This is a genomic window from Sanguibacter sp. 25GB23B1, from assembly GCF_040012415.1.
GTDB lineage: Bacteria > Actinomycetota > Actinomycetes > Actinomycetales > Cellulomonadaceae > Sanguibacter.
Map to the genome: position 1 here is coordinate 136,450 of NZ_JBDYKL010000005.1, position 22,448 is coordinate 158,897.

The following is a 22,448-nucleotide window of genomic DNA, read 5'->3' on the forward strand; positions in this document are numbered from 1 at the left end:
TCAGGATTCTTTGAGCGCGATGGTCTCGACCATGTTCGCGACGGTCTCGAACGCGTCGGCTGCGGCCTCGAGCGTCTCGACGACCTCCTTGAGCTTCATGAGGAGGATCGGGTCGGAGATCTCGTCGAAGAGCTGCGCGAGGAGCTTGCGGTGGATCTTGTCGGCCTGGTTCTCGAGGCTGTTGACCTCGACCCAGTACTCGGTGAGGTCGCCCATCGAGCGCAGGTGCGGCATGGCGGCTGCGGTGAGCTCGGCGCAGCGCTGGAGCACCTGGATCTGGTCGGACACGCGGGCGGGCAGCTCGTCGAGCCGGTAGAGCACGATGAGGTCGCCGGCCTCCTCCATGTGGTCCATGCAGTCGTCCAGCGCGGAGGCCAGCCCGGAGATGTCGTCTCGGTCGAACGGGGTGACGAACGTCGAGTTCAGCCGGCGCATGATCGTGTGCGTCGCGTCGTCCGCCGCGTGCTCTGCCTCGACGAGCTTCTTGGCGATCGCCTTGCGGCCCGGCCGGTCGGCTCCGAGGAGCTCGCTCAGCAGGTTCGCGCCGGTCACCAGGTGATCGGCGGACGCTGCGAGAAGGTCGAAGAACGAGGTATCGCGCGGGGTGAGGCGCAGGCGCACAGCAGGCTCCGGTGGGGGGAAGCGGGGTTCCCTGCCAGTGAGCACGCGTGCGTGCTGCGGGGCAGCGAGAGGTTGATCAGGTGATCGTTCCAAGAGTAGGGCCACCGGTTGGTGAACACACAACTCCGGGGGTGGCCTGCAGGCAAACTCTGGCCGAACGCACAGGGTCGGGCGAAGGTCAGGGACACAGGTCCCAGAGGGTGGGGCGGAATGGCACCGGGAGCACGCGCAAGGGGGGCTCGACCGAGGGATGTGATGACGCCGGACCACAGAGCGCCTGTCGGCGCGAAGGCCGCTCGTAGCGGCTTGATGTGGAGCCCGGGGCTACCGTGGCCCGACGTCGGTCAACAGTTTACGGCCGACGCCGCGATCTGTGTAGCGGAGACGGGTCGCGGCCGGTGGCAGACCGGTGCGAGACGTCAGTCGAGGCGGCCCGCACGCCAGAGCCCTGCGGCGTGCTCGAGCTCCTCCGCGGTGCGGACGAGCGACGCCGCGCCGCGGGTCATGCGCGTCGCGTGGACGGCGTCGACGGTCTCGACGTGGTCGGCGTCGAAGGCCGCGCCGGTGGCGAGGACGCGGCAGAACGCGCCGGCCCGCTCGAGGGCGACGGCGAGGTCACCTGCGAAGACACCGGAGAGCACCGCGTCGGCCACGTCCCGCACGTCCTCGGGTCCGGGAGGTGTGACGACGCCCGCGACGACGTTGGGCACCGGAGCCGCGTGGAGGCCCAGCCGGTAGCGGTCGGCGACGGTCGCGGGGTCGCGTCGGACCCACTCGCGCAGCACGTACATGCGCCACAGGGCGCCGGGAAGAGTCTCGGCCGGGCTGTCGGCCCAGAGACCCGCGACGACGTCGAGGCCCTCGTCCTCGACGAGGCGCACGAGACGTTCGACGACCTCCGGGTCTTCCGACGCACGCGCCCGGTCGACGATCGCGGCGGCCGTGGTGTGGGCGATCTCACCCCGGAGCCCAGGGTCGATGTCACCGGGGATCTCGTCCGCCTCACGCGGGCTGAGCATCGCGGGGCGCCGGGGCCGGGGCGGGCCCGCCGGGCCACCGCCGCCCGGGCCGTGGGTCGCTCCGCTGCCCGCGCCGATCGAGTTGCTCATGGCTACAGTGTGAAGGACCGGGGGCGCCTTCCGCCACGCGCACATCGGCGGCCTCGCAACTTGCCGTCGCGCGACCCCTCCAGGCCGCGTGCGGCCCGTACAGGAGGCACTGATGGTCGGTTCTGCTCACGGCACGGGCAAGGAAGCCCCCCTCACCCCGGAGGCGCGAACAGCGCACCGCAAGGCGATAGCCCTCTCCGTCGCAGCTGCGATCGGCGGTTTCCTCTTCGGTTTCGACAGCTCCGTGATCAACGGGGCGGTCGACGCGATCGAGACCGACTTCGAGCTGAGCGCGACCCTCACCGGCTTCTCCGTCGCCGTCGCCCTGCTCGGTTGCGCGTTCGGTGCCTGGTACGCCGGAAGGCTCGCCGACCGGTGGGGACGTCCGCGGGTCATGCTCGTCGGGGCGCTGATGTTCCTCGTGTCCGCCATCGGGTCGGGCTTCGCGTTCGCCGTGTGGGACCTCATCCTCTGGCGCATCGTCGGCGGCATCGGCATCGGCATCGCGTCGGTGATCACGCCCGCGTACATCGCCGAGATCTCTCCGAGCGCGATCCGTGGTCGGCTCGCGTCGCTCCAGCAGCTCGCGATCACGCTCGGCATCTTCGCCGCCCTGCTCTCCGACCAGCTGTTCGCCTCGACGGCCGGGGCCGTGTCCGACGGCACGCCGATCGCGCTCGGTGACAGCCTCTTCGGCCTCGAGGCGTGGCGCTGGATGTTCCTCGTCGCAGTGATCCCGTCTGCGCTCTACGCGTGGGTGGCGCTCACCGTGCCGGAGTCGCCGCGCTTCCTCGTGGCCCAGGGAAAGCTCGAGGAGGCCACGACGGTCCTGCGGTCCGTCCTCGGGCCGGTCGACGTGGACGAGAAGATCGAGCAGATCCGCGCCACCGTCGAGCAGGACGCGAAGCTCGAGAAGCAGTCCTCGCTGCGTGGACCGCGCTTCGGCCTGCTCCCCATCGTCTGGGTGGGCATCCTGCTGTCGATGTTCCAGCAGTTCGTGGGCATCAACGTGATCTTCTACTACTCGACGACGTTGTGGCGCTCCGTCGGGTTCGACGACGCGGACTCGTTCACGGTCTCGACGATCACCGCCATCACCAACGTGCTCGTGACGTTCATCGCGATCGCGCTCGTCGACAAGATCGGGCGCAAGCCGCTCCTGCTCGCCGGGTCGGTGGGCATGACGATCGCGCTCGGCACCATGGCGGTCGCGTTCACGCAGGCCATCGGCACCGGTGACGACGTCTCGTTGCCCGGGTCGTGGGGCACGATCGCCCTCGTCGCGGCGAACGTCTTCGTCATCTCCTTCGGTGCGTCCTGGGGCCCGGTCGTGTGGGTGCTCCTCGGCGAGATGTTCCCCAACCGCATCCGGGCGTCCGCCCTCGCGCTCGCCGCGACCGCCCAGTGGCTGGCGAACTTCTCGATCACCGTCTCCTTCCCACCCATGGCTGCCGGCCTGGGACTCGAGGTCGTCTACGCCATGTACGGCGCTTTCGCCCTGCTGTCCTTCTTCTTCGTCCTCACGAAGGTCAAGGAGACGCGTTCTCGTGACCTCGAGGACATGGAGGACCGCACCTGATCTGCGCCGCACCGGGCCGCCCTGGGGGTGGGGCGGCCCGGTGTGAGCGCTCTCTCTTTCGCTAACACTTGCATTCGGCAAGCAAGTTCGTAGGATGGAGGAGAAGCGCCGGAGGAGACCCATGGAGCACACCACGACGGACGCGACGAGCGACCGCAACCGACCCGAGCCGTCCGCACCCGCCGTCACCGACCTCATCGGGGCGCTCGAGGCGTTCGGGCGCGCACAGCGCGAGATGGGCGGTCTCCTCGCACGGACCGTCGACATGCCCCGGGCGAGCATCAGCATCCTCCGGTACCTCCACGTCACCGGCCCCGTGCAGATCGGCTGCATCGCGCAGCACCTGCGCGTCGACCTCTCCGTCGCGAGCCGCCAGATCAGCGCGCTCGTCGACGCAGGCCTCGTCCGTCGCACCGTCGACGACGGCGACCGCCGAGCCCGCACCATCGGCCTCACCGACCAGGGCCACGACGCGGTCGCCACGATCCGCACGCACATCACCCACCTCCTCAGCGAGATCTTCGGAGGGTGGGACGCGGAGCAGATCCAGGCCACCGTGCAGCACCTCTCGGCTCTCTCCGAGACGGTCGCCGGCTACGCCTCGGCACCCGAGCACCCGCCGGGACCGGCACAGCAGCGAGCGACCGACCAGAACCCGCAGCAACCGAAGGACACCGACGCATGACCCGCTCAACCAGCACCACCGGCGACCTGGTCAAGGAACCGTCGTCCCCCGACGGCCACCAGCAGGTCGTCGGCGAACCCCAGGAGATGTCGCACCGCCAGGTGCTCGAAGCCCTCTCGGGCATCCTCCTCGGCATGTTCGTCTCGATCCTCGCGACCTCGGTCGTCTCCTCCTCCCTCCCCCGGATCATCTCCGACCTCGAGGGCACCCAGTCCGCGTTCACGTGGGTCGTCACCGCGACGCTCCTCACGACGACGATCAGCACACCCATCTGGGGCAAGCTCGCCGACATCGTCAACCGCAAGACGCTCATCCAGATCGCGCTCGTCATCACCGTGGTCTCCGCCGCCGTCGCGGGCTTCGCGCCCAGCACGGGCGTCCTCATCACCGGCCGCGCCTTCCAGGGCATCGGCGCCGGTGGCCTCACCGCTCTCGCGACGATCCTCGTCGCCGACATCATCTCCCCGCGCCAGCGCGGCAAGTACATGGGCCTCATGGGCGCCATCATGGCGCTCGCGATGGTCGGTGGACCGCTGCTCGGCGGGGTCCTCACGGACAGCGTCGGGTGGCGCTGGAACTTCTTCGTCGCCATCCCCTTCGCCGTGGCCGCGATCATCGTCCTCCAGCGCACGCTGCGCCTGCCGACGTTCCCGCGAGTCCGCGTCGCGCTCGACTACTGGGGCGCCCTGCTCCTGTCCGTCGGCATCGCCACGCTACTGCTGTGGGTGACGTTCGCGGGAAACACCTTCGCGTGGGCCTCCTGGCAGACCGCGGTCATGGTCGGCGGCTCGCTCGTCGTCCTCGGCGTCGCCGTGTGGGTCGAGAGCCGGGTCGAGGCACCGATCATCCCGCTCACACTCTTCCGCAACCGCACCCTCGTCCTCACGGTCGTCGCGAGCGTCGGCGTCGGCGTGGCGCTGTTCGGCACCGCGGTCTTCCTCAGCCAATACATGCAGGTCGCTCGCGGCAAGTCCGCGACGATGTCCGGGGTGCTGACGATCCCGATGATCGCCGGGCAGTTCCTCGCCTCGACGGTCTCCGGTGCGCTCATCTCCCGGTCGGGCCGCTACAAGCGCTACATGATCACGGGGGCCATCGCGCTCACGTCCGGCCTGGCGCTCATGAGCACCATCGACTACCACACGAACATGGCGCTCATCGGGGTGTTCCTCTTCATCCTCGGCGCCGGCATGGGCATGCTCATGCAGAACCTCGTGCTCGCGGCCCAGAACTCCCTCTCGACGAGCGAGGTGAGCACCGGGACGTCGACGGTCGCGTTCTTCCGGTCGCTCGGCGGCACCGTCGGTGTCGCCGTGCTCGGCGCGATCCTCGGCTCCCGGATCGGATCGGACCTCTCGCGCGGCCTCGCCACGCTCGGCATCGAGGGCGGTGCGCTCAACAGCGGCACCATCCCCGACGTGAACACCCTGCCCGGTCCGGTGAAGGACGTCGTCGAGAGCGCGTACGGGTCGGGTGTCGCGGACATCTTCCTCGTCGCCGCACCGATCTCGGTCGTCGCGCTCGTCGCGATCCTCTTCCTCAAGGAGGTGCCGCTCGGGCAGAAGTCCGGCGTGCAGCAGCAGCTCGACGAGCTGCGTGCGCGCGCGGCCGCCCCGGCACAGGACGAGCCCGTGCGCGTCTGACCAGCGGTGGCGTCCGCTTCCGGCGGGTTCGTCCTCGACCGGTCGTCCAGCACCAGAACTCACCGGGACCGCTCCCTGTGTTTGCCCAGGATCTGCTGTCATGATCGGTCGATGGACGACCCCTACGTCGCGCTGGAACGCGAGCTGAGCCGGCTCTTCCGGCGCGCCCACGGGGCGTCGACCGAGATCTCTGCGGTCGCGCACCCGGACCTCGACGCGGAGCTGTACACGCTGCTCGCGTTCGTCGACCGCCACCCGGGCAGCCTGGCGAAGAACCTTGCCGCCGAGTTCCGGCTCGATCCCGGGACCGTGTCCCGCCAGCTGAGCCGCTCGGAGACCGCAGGGCTCATCCGGCGGTCGCCTGACCCGCACGACAGCCGCGGGATGGCGATCGAGCTCACGACTCTCGGTCGTGAGATGCTCGTCGCCGCCCAGAGCGCTCGGACCACGCTCGTCCGGGCGAGCCTGCACGAGTGGCCCCGCGACGACGTCAGCACCCTCGCGACACTCCTGCAGCGGCTCATCGACCTCGACCTCGACGGTGGCCGGATCACCGACGTCGCCGACTCGATGATGAGCGCCAGGATCCCTCCGGAGCACTCGGCCGGGCCGACGGGCGACCAGGAGACCCCGGGCAGCTAGCGCCCGGCCTCGAGGGTGCGCTGGGCGCTGCGCCACTCGTCGGCGAGGAGTGCGTAGCCGATGCCGTCGAGCCACTGACCGTCGCGGTGCAACGAGTCGCGGACGGTGTAGACCTCCCGTCGCATCGACACGCGCTCCATGAGGCGCCACGACGGCTCGTTGTCGGCGAAGCACGCGGCCGTGACTCGGCGCAGCCCGAGGTCCTCGAAGCAGATCCGGAGGAGCTCGCGGACGGCTTCGGTCGCGTAGCCGTGACCGGCGTGGCCCGGGTGGAGGATCCAGCCGAGCTCGGCGTGCACCCCGCGCGCCGGCTCGAGGATCTCGGCCTGGGCCCAGGCGTCCTCGACGGCGAGCATGAGGTCACCGATGATCTCGGTGCCGCGCTCGACGACGAGCGTCTTCGCGAGCCGTTCCGGGTCCTCGAAGGCGAGGAGGTAGTCCTCGAAGGTCGCCGGGGCGCGGGTGATCCACCGGCCGACGTCGGGGAGCCGGTGGTACCGCCACGTCGGCTCGGCATCGTCAGGAGTCGCCGGCCGGAGTGTGAGGCGTGCTGTGCGCGCGGGCCAGTCGACGGCGTCGAGAGGTGAGGTCATGCACCCATCTTGGCAGGGTCTGGCCCGCGCTCGACCCTGCCGGGTGCATCCGTCAGGCTGTCGGCTCGGCGAAGGTCAGGGACACCGAGTTCATGCAGTACCGGTCACCGGTCGGTGTCTGTGGTGCGTCGTCGAACACGTGGCCGAGGTGGGACCCGCAGCGGGCGCAGCGGACCTCGGTGCGCAGCATGCCGAGGGTGCGGTCCTCGATGAGCTCGACGGCTGTCGAGTCCTGCGGTGCGAAGAAGCTCGGCCAGCCGCAGTGCGCGTCGAACTTGGTGTCGGAGCGGAAGAGCTCGTTGCCGCACGCACGACAGCTGTAGACACCTTCTCGCTTCTCGTTGAGCAGCTCACCCGTGCCGGGGCGCTCGGTGCCTGCCTGGCGCAGGACCTGGTACTCCTCGCGGGACAGCTCCGCGCGCCAGTCGGCGTCCGTCTTGTCGACCTCGTAAGCCATGTTCTCCCTCTCGTGGTGCATCCGTACGTCCTTCCCATGGTGCGTCACAGACAACGACGGAGCCCGTCGGAATCATCCGACGGGCTCCGTGTGGTGCTGTGACGCTGTGCTGCTCAGGTGCTGCGCGTGACGCTCGGGTCAGCGCTGGCCGCGGCGTCCGCCGCCGGCTGCGGGGCGGCTGCGGCCTCCGCGGCCGCCACCCTCGCTGCCGGAGGTGTAGCCGGAGCCGGACGCGCTGGACGAGTACTGGACGAGGCTGCCGCCGGAGCCGCTCCCGCGGGAGCTGCTCGCGCTGCTGGCGCTGCGGCCGGAGCCGCGCGCCCCGGATGCCGACGAGGTGCTGCGTGCGCCGCCGGCTGCACGGCCGCTACCGCCGGAGCGGCCACGGCCGCCACCGCCGTTGCGCTGCTGCTGGGGCTGCTCGACGACGGGTGACGGCTTGACGTAGGCCGCGACCTCGCCGACGAGGCGGCTGATCGCGTCGTCGCCAGCGGACACCTTGCGGGGCTGCGCGGTGATCTTGGCGAGGCGAGTGAGGTCGCGGACGTCGCCGCGCTGCTCGGGGAGCATGATCGTCACGACGTCGCCGGAAGAGCCGGCGCGGGCCGTGCGGCCGGAGCGGTGGAGGTACGCCTTGTGCTCGGCGGGCGGGTCGACGTGGACGACGAGGCTGACCTCGTCGACGTGGATGCCGCGGGCCGCGATGTCGGTGGCGACGAGGACGCGGACGTCACCGGAGGAGAACGCGGCGAGGTTGCGCTCGCGTGCGCCCTGGCCGAGGTTCCCGTGGAGGTCGACGGCGGGGACACCGTCGGCGGTGAGCTGCTTGGCGAGCTTCTTGGCCTGGTGCTTCGTGCGGGTGAAGAGGACGCGGCGGCCGAGGCCGGACGCGAGCTCCTTGACGACGTCGCGCTTGGCGGTGGCGTCGGCGACCTCGAAGACGTGGTGGATCATCGTGGAGACGGGCGACTCGGCGCTGTCGACGGAGTGGCTCGTGGGCGAGTCCATGTACCGCTTGACGAGCTGGTCCACGCCGTTGTCGAGCGTCGCGGAGAAGAGGAGGCGCTGACCCTTGGCGGGCGTGCGGTCCATGATGCGCTTGACGCCGGGGAGGAAGCCGAGGTCGGCCATGTGGTCGGCCTCGTCGAGGACGGTGACCTCGACGCCGTCGAGCGAGATGTGCTTCTGGCCGATGAGGTCCTCGAGCCGGCCGGGGCAGGCGATGACGATGTCGACGCCGCCGCGCAGCGCGCTGACCTGGCGGGACTGGGCGACGCCACCGAAGATGACGGTCGTCGTGAGGTTGAGCGCCTTGGCGATGGGCTCCATGACCGCGTTGATCTGGTTCGCGAGCTCACGGGTGGGGCAGAGCACGAGGCCGCGGGGGCGGCTGGGGGTCCGTCGTCCGCCGCTGGCTGCCAGGCGCACGGCCATGGGGATGGAGAACGCGAGGGTCTTGCCGGAGCCGGTGCGCCCGCGGCCGAGGACGTCGCGTCCCGCGAGCGTGTCGGGGAGCGTGGCGACCTGGATGGGGAACGGGGACTCGATGCCCTGTGCTGCGAGGTGCGTGACGATCGGGGTGGGGATCGCGAAGTCGTTGAACGACATGGTCGCGGCCGGGGTCGTCGCTGCGGGAGTTGCGGGCGCGCCGGAGCGCTGTGAATTCGTCAAGGGATGCCTTATCTCTATGCGCCGTCGGGCGAATCCCTCGACGCTCGGTGCGCGAACATCGCGCTTCCTGACGGCCAGTCTCTCACGAGGTCGTGACCGGGCGTCAGTACCTGGGGCTGTGATGCTCGACTCCTGCACGGCGTCTGCACCCGTGAGGAGCGCCGATGTGGTCGAATGGCCCACGTGCAGCCCATCACCGAGTTCTTCACCGAGATCTGGTCCCGCACGTCCGAGCCGCTCCCGCCGCCTGAGCAGTGGGTCGTGTGGGCGACGGCGGCCGCTGCGCTCGTCATCGTCGTCTTCGGTCCGACGTGGCGCCTGGCGCGGCACGTCGTGACGATCGCGCACGAGGGGGCGCACGGCTTCATCGCCTTGTGCACGGGTCGCCGGCTTTCCGGCATCCGGCTGCACTCGGACACGTCGGGCCTCACCGTGTCGTACGGGAAGCCGCGCGGTCTCGGGATGATCCTCACGGCCCTGGCCGGGTATGTCGGTCCGGGGCTCGTGGGCCTCGGCGCAGCCTTCCTGCTGCGGCAGGGCTACGCGATCGGTCTGCTGTGGCTGCTCGTCGTGCTGCTCGCGCTCATGCTCGTGCAGATCCGCAACTGGTTCGGTCTGCTGTCGATCCTCGTGAGCGGCGTGGCCCTCGTCCTCGTGTCCTGGTACGCGCCGACGGAGTGGCAGACGGCCACGGCCTATCTCGTCACGTGGTTCCTGCTGCTGGGGGCACCGCGTCCGGTCATCGAGCTGCAGCGGTCACGCCGCGCCGGCCAGGCACGCACGTCCGACGCCGACATCCTCGCGAAGCTCACGCCGTTCCCCGGGCTGTTCTGGGTGGGAGTGTTCCTCGTCATCACGGTGGGCGCGCTGGTGCTGGGCTCCTGGTGGATCGGCGCGTGGTCCGTGGCGGACCTGCCGAAGTTCGGGGACCTCGCTCAGCTCTGATCCCGACCGGGCGGGCCGGCTGGCTGGCTGGCTGGAACGGGCCGGGCCGGGCACGACGATGCCCCGGTCGCTACGCGTGAGCGTGGCGGCCGAGGCAGGTCGACGATGCGGGTGTGTCAGGCCTGCGGGGTGAGGCTGAACGCCGTCGCTTCGCCGCTGGCTTCAGCGTCGAGGCTGAGGTCCGTGAGCGCGGGAGCCGTGGACTCCTCCACGAAGACGTGCGTGGTGCCGAGGTCGATGACCTCGTCGGTCGGGATCGGCTCGGCGACGAGCGCCAGGTCGAAGTCGCCCGGTGCGTCACCGGCGGCCGCGATGCGCAGGCCTCCGTCGGTGGGCAGGTTCGCCTGGTCGGCGAGGTCCTGAACGGCAAGTCGGGCGTTGTCAGTCACAGAAAGCACGAGGAATCCTCTCGAAGCCGGGCACTCCCGGGCGCCTGCAGCGGGGATCGCCCGCCGCCGGATGCCCTGTGTGGGAGTCATTCGGTCCCCTCTACCGAAACAACGATCAGGCCCGAACGCAACCGCGGATGCCCGATTTGACCGAAGTGTGAGATGCGATGGCGCCTGGATCACGGCGCCTGCCGCGACTTTCCGGGGCCCTCGGTGGGTTGTGAAGATCGTGCGCGCGGCGCGGCGCGAGCCCTCCTGTCCCCGTCCCGGAGCGAAACCGCGTACCCTGTTCGCTTGTCGAGGCAACACTCCCGGACCACCGGACGCCGCCTCGCGGGCCCCTAGCTCAGTTGGCAGAGCATCGGACTTTTAATCCGCGGGTCGTGGGTTCGAGCCCCACGGGGCCCACCATTCAGTCCGGCATCGCCGTGCCGCCGCCATGATGACGACATGGACGACGACGCACTCACTCCCGCGGACCTCTCACGCGAGCTCGATCGCGCCCAGCGTCAGATTCGCGCGTTCCTTCGAGCCAGGTCGCCATCTCCAGCCGAAGCATCCGCACCTCCGCCGCGAGCTCCTCGACCTGGCTGCGCGTCGCTGCTTGCTCTGCCTCTGTCGTCTCGGAGACGCGCTCGACGAGCCACGACGCGAGCGTCGCTGTGACGATTCCCAGGAGTGCGATGCCTGCGACCATGAGCACGGCGGCGACGAGCCGTCCGGTCAGGGTAACCGGGTACGTGTCGCCGTAGCCGACCGTCGTGAGCGTCGTGATCGCCCACCACACACCCTCGCCGAAGCCGACGACCGTCGCGTCAGCAGCTCCCCGCTCGGCGTCCGTGATCGCCAGTGCCCCGCAGAAGATCAAGAGCGCCGTCCCGCCGACCGCATAGGTCACGACCCGTCCGCGCAGTCCGTTCGAGCCCGTCCGTGTGAGCACGGACAGGAGCATGACGAGACGCAGCAGACGCAACGGCCGCAACATCGGCAGGACGAGGACGGCGAGGTCGAAGAGGTTGTGCGCGACGAAGTAGCCACGATCCTCGCTGAGCCACAGGCGAACGGCGTAGTCGACACCGAACATCAGCCACATGACGGCCACGATCACTGTGAGCACCCCGGCCCATGGCTGACCGAGCATCGGCCAGATGATCGGGACGGCGTACGCGCCGAGAAAGATGAGCGCCGCGACCGTCAGGGCCATGTCGCTGTGCGTTTCCCATGCCTGACGTCCAGTCATGCAGTCATGGTGCCAGGCTCGGCCTGTCCCGCGGTGGAAGCAGCAGAATCACGGCGTGAGCAGGTCGCGCAGCGCACGCTCTGCAAGCGCGTCGCCGGCGGCGGCGCCGAGCCGGCACTGCTCCTCTGCGCCCCGTTCGTCGCCACGTTCCTCCAGCAGGACGCCGAGGTTGTTGTGACAGAAGGTGTCGCCGGCGGTGATGCCGCTGCGGTACGCCGCCTCGGCCGCGTGCTCGTCGCCCAGCGCGTGGGACAAGAGATTGCCGAGCGGCAGCCAGCACTCCACCTCCCGACGGCCGGTCCCTCGCTCCAGGACCTCGCGCGCCTCGGCGACCCGGCCCGTCGAGCGCAGCAGGTCTCCGAGGTCGGCCCGTGCTGAGGGGAAGTGCTCGGCGCCCGCGCGGAGCTCCGGCTCGAGCGACGGATCCAGAGTGCGGCACCATTCCCAGCAGGCCACCACGGCACGCGCAATCTCGTTCCCAGCCGTTGCCGCCGTCCGAGCCACGGCCATCGCCTCGTCGCGCTCCCCTTGCTCCCGGAGGCAGAACGCGAGGGCGACGCTCCCGTTGCTGTCCCCCGCGGCGGCTGCCCCGCGGTACGCATGCATCGCGCCTGCGAGATCGCCCAGATCCTTGAGAACGTTCCCGAGGTTGAGCCAGGCATCGGTCTCGCCGCCGGCGAGCGCCCGCTCGTAGGCGGTCACTGCTTCGACGCCGCGGCCGAGCTGTCCGAGCGTGTTGCCCAGGTTGAAGGCAGCCGTCGGCGAACCGAGATCGTCAGCGGTCGCGAAGCACCGCTCCGCATCGTGCAGCCGCCCGGCTTCAGCCAGGTCGCATCCCACGTCGAGGAGCTCGTCAACGTCTGCAGACGAGCTGATTCTCGCGAGGCGCGCGTCGAGCTCGTCGTCCATGCGGCTCATTGTGCAGGACGCGGATGACGTTCACCGCTGCCGTCCGGTCGCGCAGTCACGGGTGCCAGGACAGATCCCTCGTCCGCCGCCGGCGCCACCTGATCGTGCTCCATCGCTGCGCCCACCCAGAAGGCCAGCCGCTCGTCGGTGGCGATCGACTCGGCCGTCACAGAGAGCCATCCGGGACCCATGGTCCGGTCGGCCCCCATCACGGCCCGCGACGCTCCGGGAACTTCCCTCAGCTCCCCGTCACGATCAGTGGCGATGCGGACCAGCAGGCTGCCGTCCTTCTGCGCGCTGGCGACGAGCTTGTCGTTCACCATGAACGCCTGCCCGCCGAACATCCTCACCTCACGCACCGACTGCTCGTCTCCCAGCACTGCTCGGAGCCGGGCGGCCAGCGGCGACTGATCGGTCATCGTTTCCCCCTCGGCGTCGGCCGGAAGACTGATTGCCCCGGACCACCAAGCCCTGCATCCCTATCCTCCGACGAGGCGTGCGGCTCTGTCAGCCACCCAGGCCGACCGGAGGATGAGGAGCGTCTCCGCGACGAACCCCGTCGCCGCAACCGCAAAGCCCCACATCCCGCCGGCCAGCACCTGGAGCGCCACGGCCAGCACCACGGAGACCACGGCAACCGGCACCGCCGGCGCGAGGACCGGCAGCGCAGCCGCGTGCCCGACCCGCCAGGCCTCGTCGGACGACTTCGTCGCCCGGGTCCGGATACCCGCCGTGTGGTTGAGCGCGAGCCTCCCGTCCGCCGCTTGTCGCGTCAGCGGCAGCGTGACCGCCGGCAGCAGCACGGTCCCGCCCAGCATCCCGACCATCCCCACGATCATGTCGTCCACCTCGGCCTCAGCCCTCGTCCGTGCTGTCAGCCGTCCGCCGCGGTGGCTCGTCGTCGTCCTCGATGCGCTGCATCTTCGCGGTGCGCTCACGCTCCTCCAGGACTTCCTGGCCCGGGCCGGAGAAGGCCCGCGAGCGCTCCATGGCCGCGACGCTCCCGGTGAACAGCCCACCCTCAGAGGCCGGCAGCACGACGGTCGCGTCGGCCTCGCGCTGCGCGGCAGCCCGCTCGTCGTCCCCGGTGGTGTCGCTCGGGTAGAGGCCGCGGGCAGGCTCGGAGAGGTGCATCCGGACGCCCGGACGGGCGACGCGCACCGGCACACGCTTCGGCAGGTGCGGCTCGTCCGTCACCTTCGCCTCCTCCGCCCCGTCCTCCGTGAGCTGACCGGTCGCCTGGCCCTTGCGTCGTTTCGTGCCCGAGTTTTTCGCACCAACGAGCGACTCGACGAACGCAGCACCCTCGTCGGACCCCGAGAGGCGGGTCCGTGGCAGCCCCTGCGGGGCCTGGCGCTGCAACCAGTCGACGAGGCCCTCGCGGATGTAGCACCGGAGGTCGAAGAGCGTCCCGGCGTCGACCGCGCTCGCCAGCGCGCGCACGCGCACGAAACCGCCCACGGCGTCGGTCACCTGGAGGATGCCCACGCGCTTGTCCCACAGGGTCGTCGCCTCGAGGAGGCGCTGGAGCTCGGCGCGCATCGGCGGCATCGGGACCTCCCAGTCGAGGTCGATCTCGACCGTGCCGAGGAGGTCCGCAGCGCGCCGCGTCCAGTTCTGGAACACGGTCGTCGTGAAGTACATGCACGGGATGATGAGCCGGCGGTCGTCCCACAGGTGCACCACCACGTACGTCATGGTGATCTCCTCGATACGCCCCCACTCGCCCTCGAGGACCACCACGTCGTCGACCCGGATCGCATCCGTGAACGCGATCTGCAGGCCCGCGAACACGTTGCCGAGCGACGACTGGGCCGCGAGGCCCGCCACGAGCGAGATGACACCGGCCGACGCGAGGATCGACGTGCCCGCCGCGCGCGCCGACGGGAACGTGAGGAGCACCCCGGCGATGGCGCACACGACGATGATCGCGACCGTGAGGCGCCGGATCACGGTGATCTGCGTCCGGATGCGACGCGCATGACGGTTGTCAGGGATGTCCGTGCGGAAGCGCTTGACGGCACTGTCCTCGATGACGAAGGCGAGCGCCCCGACGAACCACGCGCACACGACGATGAGCGCGATGACGAGCAGGTGCTGCACCACACCCCACCAGCCGAGCTCCGAGTCGGTCGTCACGCTCAGCGCGATCCAGATCGAGACGACCACGAGCACGGCCCGCATGGGGCGCTTCATGCGTCGGGAGAGGTCAGCGACGAACGCGTTGCCGCGACCGGTACGACGGACGACCGCCGAGATCACGGCACCGAGGACGAAGGCGACGACAGCGGCCGCGGCGATGGCGAGGAGGGTCAGCCCCACGTTGGTCGACGGGAGGTTGTCTGCATCAGGCATGCCACCCAGGTTAGGCAGTGAACCTGGACGCCCGCTCGACGGTGTTCGCTCTGGACGAACAAGCCCCCCGAACAGGCTGGCACTCTCCGTGGTCGAGTGCTAAAACTGAAGATGTAGCACTCGGGACCGGCACCGCCGAGACCGAGGCCGCAGGGGCCCCGGACGGTCCGGAGCCCTCGTCTAGGAGGTGATGCGCGATGGCTACCAGGTGGGACCCCTTCCAGGAGATGGACCGGCTCTTCGGCACGATGACCTCGAGCGCACGCGGCGCCGCAGGCATGCCGATGGACCTCTTCCGCTCCGGAGACCACTACGTCCTCAACGTCGACCTGCCCGGAGTCGACCCCGGAACGATCGACGTCTCCGTCGAGGACCGCACACTGACGATCCGCGCAGAGCGCACCGCGCGCTCCGACTCCGACGCCCAGTGGCTCGTCCGCGAACGCCCGACCGGCACCTACGCCCGCCAGCTCACCGTCGGCCGGGGCCTCGCGCTCGACACCATCGACGCGACGTACCAGGACGGCGTCCTCGCCCTGACGATCCCCGTGGCCGAGAGCGCCAAACCGCGCCGCATCGAGATCACCCACGCCGGAGGATCCACGCCCGTCGGCTCGCGCGACGAGCACGAGACCATCGAAGCGAGCTGAACCACCGGCACGAGCCGCAGCACGAGAACCAGCTCACCCCGTGCCCGCCCGGAGCGATCCGGGCGGGCACCGTCATCTGACGGGAACCGTCGTCTCCCGAGCCCGTCAGGACGCCTGCCCGAACGGGTTGCAGACGACGACCTCCTTGGCCCACACCGCCGCCCGGCTGCGGCCGCCGTCCTTCGCCGCATAGAGCGCTGTGTCGGCCCGCTGCAGGAGCACCTGAGCAGACTCCGCCGCCGTGCTCATCGTCGCGATCCCCGCGCTCGCCGCGAGCACCAGACCCTCGACGACCGGCCGGCCGCACAGCGCGAGCGCCAGCCGCGACGTGTACGCGACCGCCGCCCGCGCGTCCGCGCCCGGCAGGGCGACCGCGAACTCCTCGCCGCCGAAGCGCGAGACGAGGTCGCCCGAGCGCGTGAGCTGCTGCAAGAGCTCCGCGACCGTCTGCAGCGCGAGGTCGCCGACGAGGTGGCCGTGCTCGTCGTTGACCTTCTTGAAGTGGTCGAGGTCGAACATCACGACGGACAGCGCGGTGCCGTCCGCCGCAGCCTCCGCGACGAGGATCTCGAGCCGCGGGTTGAACGCCCGCCGGTTGAGGAGCCCGGTGAGCGGGTCCGTCTCCGCCGCCGCCGCCAGCTCGCTCCGCAACCGCTTCTGCTGCCGCGTCATCGTCGACACGAGTCCCGCGAGCATCCCCACAGTGGCGACCGTCCCGATGAAGGTGTCGAGCTTCAGTGCGTACGTCTCGTTGAACCAGAGCCCGGTCCCGAGCCCGAGCACCATCCAGGCGTACGTCCCGAAGAGCTCGCGCGGCTGGCAGAAGTACGCGGTGACGATGACCGGCCACACGTAGAAGAAGGGCGCCATGCCCAGCGGGTCCGAGAGCGCGGTGAGGAGGCTGAGCAGGGCGATGCTCCAGAGCGCTCCCGCCTCGATGATCCTCCGTCGCGGGTTCTTGACGAGCACGAGACCCAGCGCCGGGAGGAGGAAGCCCAGGGCGATCGCGGCCTGCGCCACCTGGGACTCTGCCGTCGCCTGCGTGGTCCACACCCCGATGAGGCAGGTCAGACCGCCGATCGCGAACATGGCGATGCAGACGAGCCGCATGAGCTGGAGCTCGGCTTGGTCCTGGACGACATCGACGTCGTCCGCGAGGGTGGTCACAGGCTCTCTATCGGCCCGTGCCTGGGGCTTCTGAACGTTCGTCGACCATGCCGCAGATCTTCAGCCGCTCAGGTGCTCGGTCGCTGTCGCGAGCAGCCAAGCAGCGATCTCTTCGCCGCCGGCCGCGCCCGCCGACGGCGTGATCGTCAGACCCGGTGTGGACCAGCCGACGTCGTGCAGCTCGCCGTGCGCAGGGCGGATCGCCCGAGTGGCGGACTCGAGCATCTCCGCGTCGAGGAGGGAGTCGCCCGCCGCGAGGATCGTCTCCGCGCCGACGCGGCGCGCCACCTCCGCGACGGCCGAGCCCTTGCGCAGCTCGTCCGGCACGAGGTAGAACTTGCGGCCCTGCAACGACGCACGCCAGCCGTGCGCCTGCGCCCACCCCGTGACCTCCTCGACGAACCCGTCGGGAACGTCGCTGCGGTGCACCACGGCGTAGCAGAACAAGCCCTCGGCGCCGCGCAGCTTGCGCGTCCACTCCGGCTTGAACACCGACTGCATGTACCCCTCGACCTCGGAGTACGGGTGCGAGCTGTCCGCGAGCACGCGGGCCACCTGCGCCGTCCAGGCCTTGTCCGCGTGACCGTCGACGAGGATGAACCCGCCGTTCGCCGTGACGGCGAACCGCGCCGGCGGTCCCGGCAGCGTGATGCGCTTGTACTGCGCACGCGTGCGCGTGGTCGCCGGCACGAGCACCCCCAGCTCGGCGAGCGACGCGATGCTCCGGTGCGCCGCCTGCGTCACGTGGGACAGCGGCTTGCTCTCGTAGATCTCGACGCAGGCGAGGTCGCGCAGCAGCTCGGTCGGGTCGGCGTCCGGCTCGAGGCCCAGGCGCGCCGCCTTGCCCGAGTAGATGAGGGTCCGGTCGAGGTCGCTCGCCGCGATGACCGGGAGCGGCCTGTCCCCGGGCGTACCGCTCACTTCGCGGCCGTCCCGTCGGCGCCGGTGGCCCCGCGCGTGAACTGCGGGTGGATGAGGCCGACACAGCTGTACGGGAGGTCGTCGACCTCGACGATCTCGACCCCGCGCTGCTCCGCGAGCAGGCGCACGTGACCCAGCTCGGAGGCCGCGTCGGTCCGGACGAGGATCTTCCACGGCACACGACGCAGCAGCACGCGGGACGTCTCACCGACACCGGGCTTGACGAGGTTGACGTCACCGAGCCCGTACTCCGTGCTGATCGCCTCGACCGCCTGCCAGCCGGCCCACGTCACCTCGGGCTCGGGCAGAGCCCGCCGCGCGGCGAGAGCGACCGCGACCGAGTCCGCGACGTGCGAGAACTGCATGCTCACGACGTCGAGGAACTCCGCCGACACGTCCGTCGAGGCCAGGTCTGCGTAGAATTTCGCGCCGTGGAACATGCCCGGCTTGATGAGGCCGTCGTTGAGGACGGTCCGTGAGACGAGACCGGAGACCGTCGAGTTGAGGCACGCCGACGGGATGAGGTAGTCGTCCCGTGTACCGAAGAGGCGCACGCAGTGCCCGGGGTCGGCCAGCACGGCGAGGTCGGGGTTGAAGCGGGACGTGCGCCCGGCGAGGCCGAGGGCCTCGTTGGCCTGCTCGACGGCGGCGGTGAGCTCGCGGGCGATCGCGCCCTTGCCGGTCCACCCGTCGACGAACACGATGTCGGCCGGGTCGTGGTGCTCGGCGAGGTACGCGAGCGCGACCTGGTCGATCCCCCTGCCGCGGACGATGCTCGCCGCGTAGTGCGGGAGGTTGAGCCCGTGGGAGTAGCTGGCCCAGCGCTTCATGAGGATGCCGACAGGCGTCCCGGCGCGGGCGAGGGACACGAGGACCGCACGCTCGCCGCGCTCGGCGACGACGAGGTCCGTCACGACGCCCACGGCGTGCGCGAGACGCTCGGCGGACTCACGCAGCGCGCTGTGGAAGAGCTGCTGGTACTCGGCGGTCGGCTGGTACTCGACCGGCAGGGACTCCGCGTAGTGCGCGCCACCCGACTGGATGGCTTCCTCGCGCTCCTCGGTAGGTGCCTCGAGCTCGACGTCGGACAGGTCGCTGAGCAGCCACGCGACCTCGTGCGCGGCGTACGACCCGAACGCGGGACCGTGGAGCGGGACTGCCGGGGCGGGCGCGGCGGTGTGTGCTGCGTCGTCCTGCGGCGGTTCGGTGATCGTGCCGGTGTCGACGGTCACAGTGTGGGCTCCTAGGGGATGTGCGAGGGGATGACGACCAGGTGGACCTGGTCGCACCCACCGGCGACACGGTCGAGAAGGCCGCCGGGCATGGACAGCTCCGCCGTGTCGGCGGGCGAGTCGATGACCATGACGATATCGGTGAAGCGCCGTGATCCCTCAATCCCGGGGGCGACGTTGTGCGCGTGACGCGGTCCGGGACCGTCGCTCGGGTCGTCGTGCGACGGGAACGTCAGGGTCGTCCGGATGGCGTATCCCGGGTCGTCGACCGCGAGGACGGGCGACCGTGTGGTGGTCGAGTAGCGGACGCTCGCGACCCCGCCGCCGGCCGGTCGCAGCCGCTCCGTCAGGGCGAGCGCCACCTGGAGCGGTGCGTACATGAGCTCCTCGAAACCGAGGACGAGCACCCGGTCACCGTGCAGCGCCGGCACGACCTCGGCGGCCGCCCGGTCCGCCGCGGCAGCCAGGGGCTCCTCGTCCGTCGGGCTGAAGCCGTGGCGTGCGCCGTCGCGCACACCGTCCCCCCACCCGGCCGCGCGGCGCACGGGAGCGTGCGCCGCGTCGTGTGACGCGTCGACGGCGGGAGTCGCGGTGGCGGCGGGAGTCGCGGTGGCGGCGGGATCGGCTGGAGCAGCCGGGACCTCGGCGAGCAGACGCTCCGCCCGGTCGAGGATGTCTCCCGGCAGCGCGATGGCACCGGACGCGAGGGTGACGACGTCGATGCGCGTCCCGAGATCGGTGGCCAGCTCCGCGAACAGCGCGCGGTCGGCGTCCGAGCGCAGGTCGATGAGCGACGCGACGACGTACCGCCCGCGCGGGTGCGCCTGGTGCAGCGCACGGATCGTGTTGAGCGCCGTCCGTCCGGTCGAGATCTCGTCGTCGACGAGCACGACCGTGTCCGCGTCGTCGAGGAAGTGCGGGTCCTGCGGGAGCAGGAGGTGCTCCGTGGCGTGGGAGTGCTCCTCCGCGAACCCGGCGGCAGGCGTGACGCCCTCGACGGCTCGCCGGGTGGAGTGCAGGGACGGGACGTCGAGCGCGGCGGCCACGCAGTGCCCCAGGGCGGTCGCCGTCTCGGCGTACCCGACGACGACCGTCGACGGCCCGGTCACGTCGGCAGCCGCCCGGAGGGACTCGACCGCGTCGAGGAACGCCGCCGGGGCCACCCCGTCCTCGGCCGCCAGCGCCGCGCGCAACGAGTCGGCCACCCCGGCCGCACGCGCGCTCGTCGCGACGGACCCGGCGCCCGCGAGCACGTCCGAGACGAGGAAGCCGAGCAGCAGGCCCGCGCCGTAGACGATGCGCGGGTCGGTGGGCACGTGCTTGCCGAGCACCGTCGAGACGAGGAGGTGCGCCCGGCGCGGGTTGCGACGGATCGCGAGGCCCACGAGCTCGTCGAGCTCGATCCCGATCGTCGAACCGGTCGTCTGCACGCTCACGCCGAGCCTCTCGGCGACCCACGTACCCGCCCACACGGGCGCTGTCCCGATCGTCGACGGGCTCACGCGATCCCGCTCGCGCTGATGACGTCGACGTAGGTCATGTCCTCGCGCGTCACGCCGAAGACCCCCGCCCGGCGGACAAGCTGCTCCGCCCAGGCGCGGTGCGGCTTGCTCTCGTTCATCTTGTTCCGGTAGCCCGACGCCTTCGCGCCACCACGGTCCGCCTCGAGGATGTCGCACGCGTCGACGTACTCCTCGTGCGAGACGACCGACAGCGCGTGGACGGCAGTCACGTGCGACGGGTGGATGACGGTCTTGCCCGTCAGACCGTTCGCCTGGTCGAGAACGACCTCCCGGATGAGGCCGTCGAGGTCCGCGTCGATCATGCGCAGGCGCAGCGTCCGCTCGTCGTGCTCCACGAACGGGGTCTCGCGCAGCTGGGGCTTGAAGATGCGCTCGTGCTGGGCGAAGTACTCCCAGACGGGGCCGGTGATGACGAAGCCCGACTCGTCCGCGCGGCCGAGGACGTTGACGATGTCCGAGATGACGTCGGCGATGACGTGGACGTGGTAGATCGTCAGCTCGCGGGTCCGCCGGAGCCCATAGGCCGAGCACAGGTCCGTCGCGCCGATCCGGACCGCGAGGATCGACTCCCGGTACTTCTGCAGGACGGACTGGACCCCCTGCAGCGCGCTCGTGCGCGTCTCCCGGAACGCGAGCTCCGGGGACTCCAGCACGGGCATCGCGTACAGACGGCGGCCCGCGAGGACGCTCGCCGTCTCGATCGCGTCGAGGAACTCGATCGCCGTGTCCTCGAGGAACTTCGGGATGACGAAGCCCGAGAGGACGTGGAGGTGCTCGCCGAGCCCCTCCGTGATGAGGCGGATCTGGTCGGCGTTACGAACACGGACGAACACGAGCGGACCGGAAGACCCCGACTCGGCGTACGCGCGCAGCTGCTCGACGGCGTTGCGCTCGGCGAACGGGACCTCGTGGTCCGCGATCGAGTCCTCGAGGCACACGACGAAGGAGATGACGCCCTTCGCCGCACGCTTCGCGATGTCCTGCGCGAGGTTCGGCCGGGTCGCCGGGCTGTAGAGCGTCGCACCGAGCGCCATCGCGAGCACGCGCGGGTCGCTGTCGACGTCGAACTGCTCGGGCGCGCGGAAGAACAGCCGGTCGATCTCGGCATCGCTCAGATAGTCGAAGTGGCGCATCTTTTCGGGGCTCCCTGCAGAAGAGGACTCTCGTGAGGACGAGACTCTGGCGCTCGCTGGCGTCGGGGCGCAGTTCAAGATAACGGACGCAGTGCCCGTTTGGTGCGGTGCTGACGTGGGGAGTTGTCCCCTCCCTGCTCGCGCGGGGTGGACGTGCGCGGAGGCTCTGGAACTATAGGGCCATGACGCAGATGACCAAGGGCTCCAACATCCCCCTGAACGCCATGCGGATCCGCGCCGACCTCGTCTGGGACACGAGCGCGGGCACCCCTGACGTCGACGCCTCGGCCTTGCTGCTGACGCCGGACGGCAAGGTCCGCTCCGACGACGACTTCGTGTTCTTCAACCAGCCGGAGCACGCATCGGGAGCCGTGCGCAAGCTCACCAAGCGCCCCGCGGCCGGAAGCGTGCAGGACTCCCTCGAGGTCGATCTCTCGCGGGTGGAACAGAGCATCGAGCGCATCATCCTCGGTGCCTCCGCCGACGGCGGCACCTTCGGTGCCGTGCGCGGCCTCCACGTGGTCCTCACCGACCTCGCCTCGAACCAGGTGCTCGCCCGCTACGACGTCACCGACGCCACGACCGAGACCGCCTTCCTCTCCGGCGAGCTGTACCGCCGGGCAGGGCAGTGGAAGTTCCGCGCGGTGGGCCAGGGCTACGCGTCCGGCCTCGCCGGCCTCGCGACCGACTTCGGCATCACGGTGGACGACGCACCGGCAGCCCCGCCCGTCGCGGCGCAGCCGCCGGTCGCACCCACGGCACCGGCGACGACGTCATACGTCCGCACCCCTCCCGCGACGCCGCCGGCACCGGCAGCGCCGTCCGCCCCCTCGTACGTGCGACCAGCGCCCGCGACACCACCTGCGCCCGCAGCGCTGTCCTACACCCGACCGGCCGCGACCGCACCGCCGGCGAGCCCTGCCCCGTCGGCACCGTCGTACGTCCGCGCAACTCCCCCGCCGCCCGCAGCCCCCACCTACGGCA

23 protein-coding genes and 1 tRNA gene are annotated in these 22,448 nt (G+C 70.6%); 8 read left to right on the forward strand and 16 right to left on the reverse strand.

The features are described 5' to 3' along the window. Entirely contained in the window at positions 1–621 is a 621-nt protein-coding gene (locus ABKW26_RS05260) for a DUF47 family protein (protein ID WP_348591507.1), read from the reverse strand. Between the two features lie 419 nt (positions 622–1,040). Then, on the reverse strand, positions 1,041–1,640 hold the full coding sequence (locus tag ABKW26_RS05265) for a hypothetical protein (RefSeq protein WP_348591548.1): 600 nt from the start codon (positions 1,638–1,640) through the stop codon (positions 1,041–1,043). Positions 1,641–1,842: 202 nt separating this feature from the next. Between ABKW26_RS05265 and ABKW26_RS05270 the strand changes: the two genes are divergently transcribed. The 4 genes from ABKW26_RS05270 (at position 1,843) to ABKW26_RS05285 (ending at position 6,279) form a co-directional block, all read left to right on the forward strand. Further along, positions 1,843–3,309, forward strand: coding sequence for a sugar porter family MFS transporter (locus tag ABKW26_RS05270; RefSeq protein WP_348591509.1), 1,467 nt, complete (start codon positions 1,843–1,845; stop codon positions 3,307–3,309). A 121-nt stretch (positions 3,310–3,430) separates the two neighbouring features. Continuing rightward, positions 3,431–3,994 carry a MarR family winged helix-turn-helix transcriptional regulator gene (locus ABKW26_RS05275; RefSeq protein ID WP_348591511.1) on the forward strand — a complete coding sequence of 188 codons (564 nt, stop codon included), beginning with the start codon at positions 3,431–3,433 and terminating at the stop codon, positions 3,992–3,994. Then, a complete protein-coding gene (locus tag ABKW26_RS05280; protein ID WP_348591513.1) occupies positions 3,991–5,637 on the forward strand; it encodes an MFS transporter in 1,647 nt (548 codons plus the stop codon). The genes ABKW26_RS05275 and ABKW26_RS05280 overlap by 4 nt, the downstream gene beginning before the upstream one ends. 111 nt (positions 5,638–5,748) lie before the next feature. Then, complete coding sequence (locus tag ABKW26_RS05285) at positions 5,749–6,279, forward strand: MarR family winged helix-turn-helix transcriptional regulator (protein WP_348591515.1); 531 nt, start codon at positions 5,749–5,751, stop codon at positions 6,277–6,279. Here the strand turns inward: ABKW26_RS05285 and ABKW26_RS05290 are convergent. The 3 genes from ABKW26_RS05290 to ABKW26_RS05300 form a co-directional block, all read right to left on the reverse strand. Then, positions 6,276–6,872 carry a GNAT family N-acetyltransferase gene (locus ABKW26_RS05290; protein WP_348591517.1) on the reverse strand — a complete coding sequence of 199 codons (597 nt, stop codon included), beginning with the start codon at positions 6,870–6,872 and terminating at the stop codon, positions 6,276–6,278. The two genes, ABKW26_RS05285 and ABKW26_RS05290, sit on opposite strands and share 4 nt — an antisense overlap. A gap of 52 nt (positions 6,873–6,924) precedes the next feature. Continuing rightward, positions 6,925–7,329 (reverse strand): peptide-methionine (R)-S-oxide reductase MsrB, encoded by a 405-nt coding sequence (gene msrB / locus ABKW26_RS05295; RefSeq protein WP_348591550.1) that lies wholly within the window; start codon positions 7,327–7,329, stop codon positions 6,925–6,927. Positions 7,330–7,467: 138 nt separating this feature from the next. Continuing rightward, a complete protein-coding gene (locus ABKW26_RS05300) occupies positions 7,468–8,937 on the reverse strand; it encodes a DEAD/DEAH box helicase (protein WP_348591552.1) in 1,470 nt (489 codons plus the stop codon). A 246-nt stretch (positions 8,938–9,183) separates the two neighbouring features. Here ABKW26_RS05300 and ABKW26_RS05305 point away from each other — a divergent pair, with 246 nt between their 5' ends. Then, positions 9,184–9,945: a M50 family metallopeptidase gene (locus tag ABKW26_RS05305; protein ID WP_348591519.1), complete on the forward strand. Its 762-nt coding sequence runs from the start codon at positions 9,184–9,186 to the stop codon at positions 9,943–9,945. A gap of 116 nt (positions 9,946–10,061) precedes the next feature. On the opposite strand, the gene ABKW26_RS05310 is transcribed toward ABKW26_RS05305, so the two are convergent. Continuing rightward, positions 10,062–10,343 carry a Fe-S cluster assembly protein HesB gene (locus ABKW26_RS05310; protein WP_348591521.1) on the reverse strand — a complete coding sequence of 94 codons (282 nt, stop codon included), beginning with the start codon at positions 10,341–10,343 and terminating at the stop codon, positions 10,062–10,064. Positions 10,344–10,669: 326 nt separating this feature from the next. Between ABKW26_RS05310 and ABKW26_RS05315 the strand changes: the two genes are divergently transcribed. Continuing rightward, positions 10,670–10,745: transfer RNA gene (locus ABKW26_RS05315), tRNA-Lys, on the forward strand. A gap of 55 nt (positions 10,746–10,800) precedes the next feature. Here ABKW26_RS05315 and ABKW26_RS05320 read toward each other — a convergent pair. Genes ABKW26_RS05320 through ABKW26_RS05340 form a run of 5 tightly spaced genes read right to left on the reverse strand, consistent with a single transcriptional unit; the run spans position 10,801 to position 14,838 of the window. Then, complete coding sequence (locus ABKW26_RS05320) at positions 10,801–11,574, reverse strand: ion channel (protein WP_348591522.1); 774 nt, start codon at positions 11,572–11,574, stop codon at positions 10,801–10,803. Between the two features lie 48 nt (positions 11,575–11,622). Then, the gene (locus ABKW26_RS05325) at positions 11,623–12,483 is read right to left on the reverse strand and encodes a tetratricopeptide repeat protein (protein ID WP_348591524.1); all 861 of its coding nucleotides are present in this window, start codon (positions 12,481–12,483) and stop codon (positions 11,623–11,625) included. Between the two features lie 5 nt (positions 12,484–12,488). Then, on the reverse strand, positions 12,489–12,902 hold the full coding sequence (locus tag ABKW26_RS05330; RefSeq protein WP_348591525.1) for a TfoX/Sxy family protein: 414 nt from the start codon (positions 12,900–12,902) through the stop codon (positions 12,489–12,491). A 60-nt stretch (positions 12,903–12,962) separates the two neighbouring features. Beyond that, positions 12,963–13,322 (reverse strand): SdpI family protein, encoded by a 360-nt coding sequence (locus ABKW26_RS05335; RefSeq protein WP_348591526.1) that lies wholly within the window; start codon positions 13,320–13,322, stop codon positions 12,963–12,965. 16 nt (positions 13,323–13,338) lie between these two features. Next, the gene (locus ABKW26_RS05340; RefSeq protein ID WP_348591527.1) at positions 13,339–14,838 is read right to left on the reverse strand and encodes a mechanosensitive ion channel family protein; all 1,500 of its coding nucleotides are present in this window, start codon (positions 14,836–14,838) and stop codon (positions 13,339–13,341) included. Positions 14,839–15,035: 197 nt separating this feature from the next. Here ABKW26_RS05340 and ABKW26_RS05345 point away from each other — a divergent pair, with 197 nt between their 5' ends. Beyond that, on the forward strand, positions 15,036–15,488 hold the full coding sequence (locus ABKW26_RS05345) for an Hsp20/alpha crystallin family protein (RefSeq protein WP_348591529.1): 453 nt from the start codon (positions 15,036–15,038) through the stop codon (positions 15,486–15,488). Positions 15,489–15,593: 105 nt separating this feature from the next. Here the strand turns inward: ABKW26_RS05345 and ABKW26_RS05350 are convergent, their stop codons facing one another. From ABKW26_RS05350 to ABKW26_RS05370, 5 genes are read right to left on the reverse strand one after another with little or no spacing between them, the layout of a single operon-like run. After that, the gene (locus ABKW26_RS05350) at positions 15,594–16,655 is read right to left on the reverse strand and encodes a GGDEF domain-containing protein (RefSeq protein WP_348591531.1); all 1,062 of its coding nucleotides are present in this window, start codon (positions 16,653–16,655) and stop codon (positions 15,594–15,596) included. Between the two features lie 60 nt (positions 16,656–16,715). Further along, a complete protein-coding gene (locus tag ABKW26_RS05355) occupies positions 16,716–17,576 on the reverse strand; it encodes an HAD family hydrolase (protein ID WP_348591533.1) in 861 nt (286 codons plus the stop codon). Beyond that, the gene (locus ABKW26_RS05360) at positions 17,573–18,808 is read right to left on the reverse strand and encodes a cysteine protease StiP family protein (protein WP_348591535.1); all 1,236 of its coding nucleotides are present in this window, start codon (positions 18,806–18,808) and stop codon (positions 17,573–17,575) included. Before ABKW26_RS05360 ends, ABKW26_RS05355 begins: the two co-directional genes overlap by 4 nt. Positions 18,809–18,819: 11 nt before the next feature. Continuing rightward, positions 18,820–20,310: a phosphoribosyltransferase family protein gene (locus ABKW26_RS05365; protein ID WP_348591537.1), complete on the reverse strand. Its 1,491-nt coding sequence runs from the start codon at positions 20,308–20,310 to the stop codon at positions 18,820–18,822. Further along, positions 20,307–21,464, reverse strand: coding sequence for an HpcH/HpaI aldolase/citrate lyase family protein (locus ABKW26_RS05370; protein WP_348591539.1), 1,158 nt, complete (start codon positions 21,462–21,464; stop codon positions 20,307–20,309). Before ABKW26_RS05370 ends, ABKW26_RS05365 begins: the two co-directional genes overlap by 4 nt. A gap of 182 nt (positions 21,465–21,646) precedes the next feature. Here ABKW26_RS05370 and ABKW26_RS05375 point away from each other — a divergent pair. After that, positions 21,647–22,448: TerD family protein (locus tag ABKW26_RS05375; protein ID WP_348591541.1), on the forward strand; the 802-nt coding region annotated here is incomplete at its 3' end.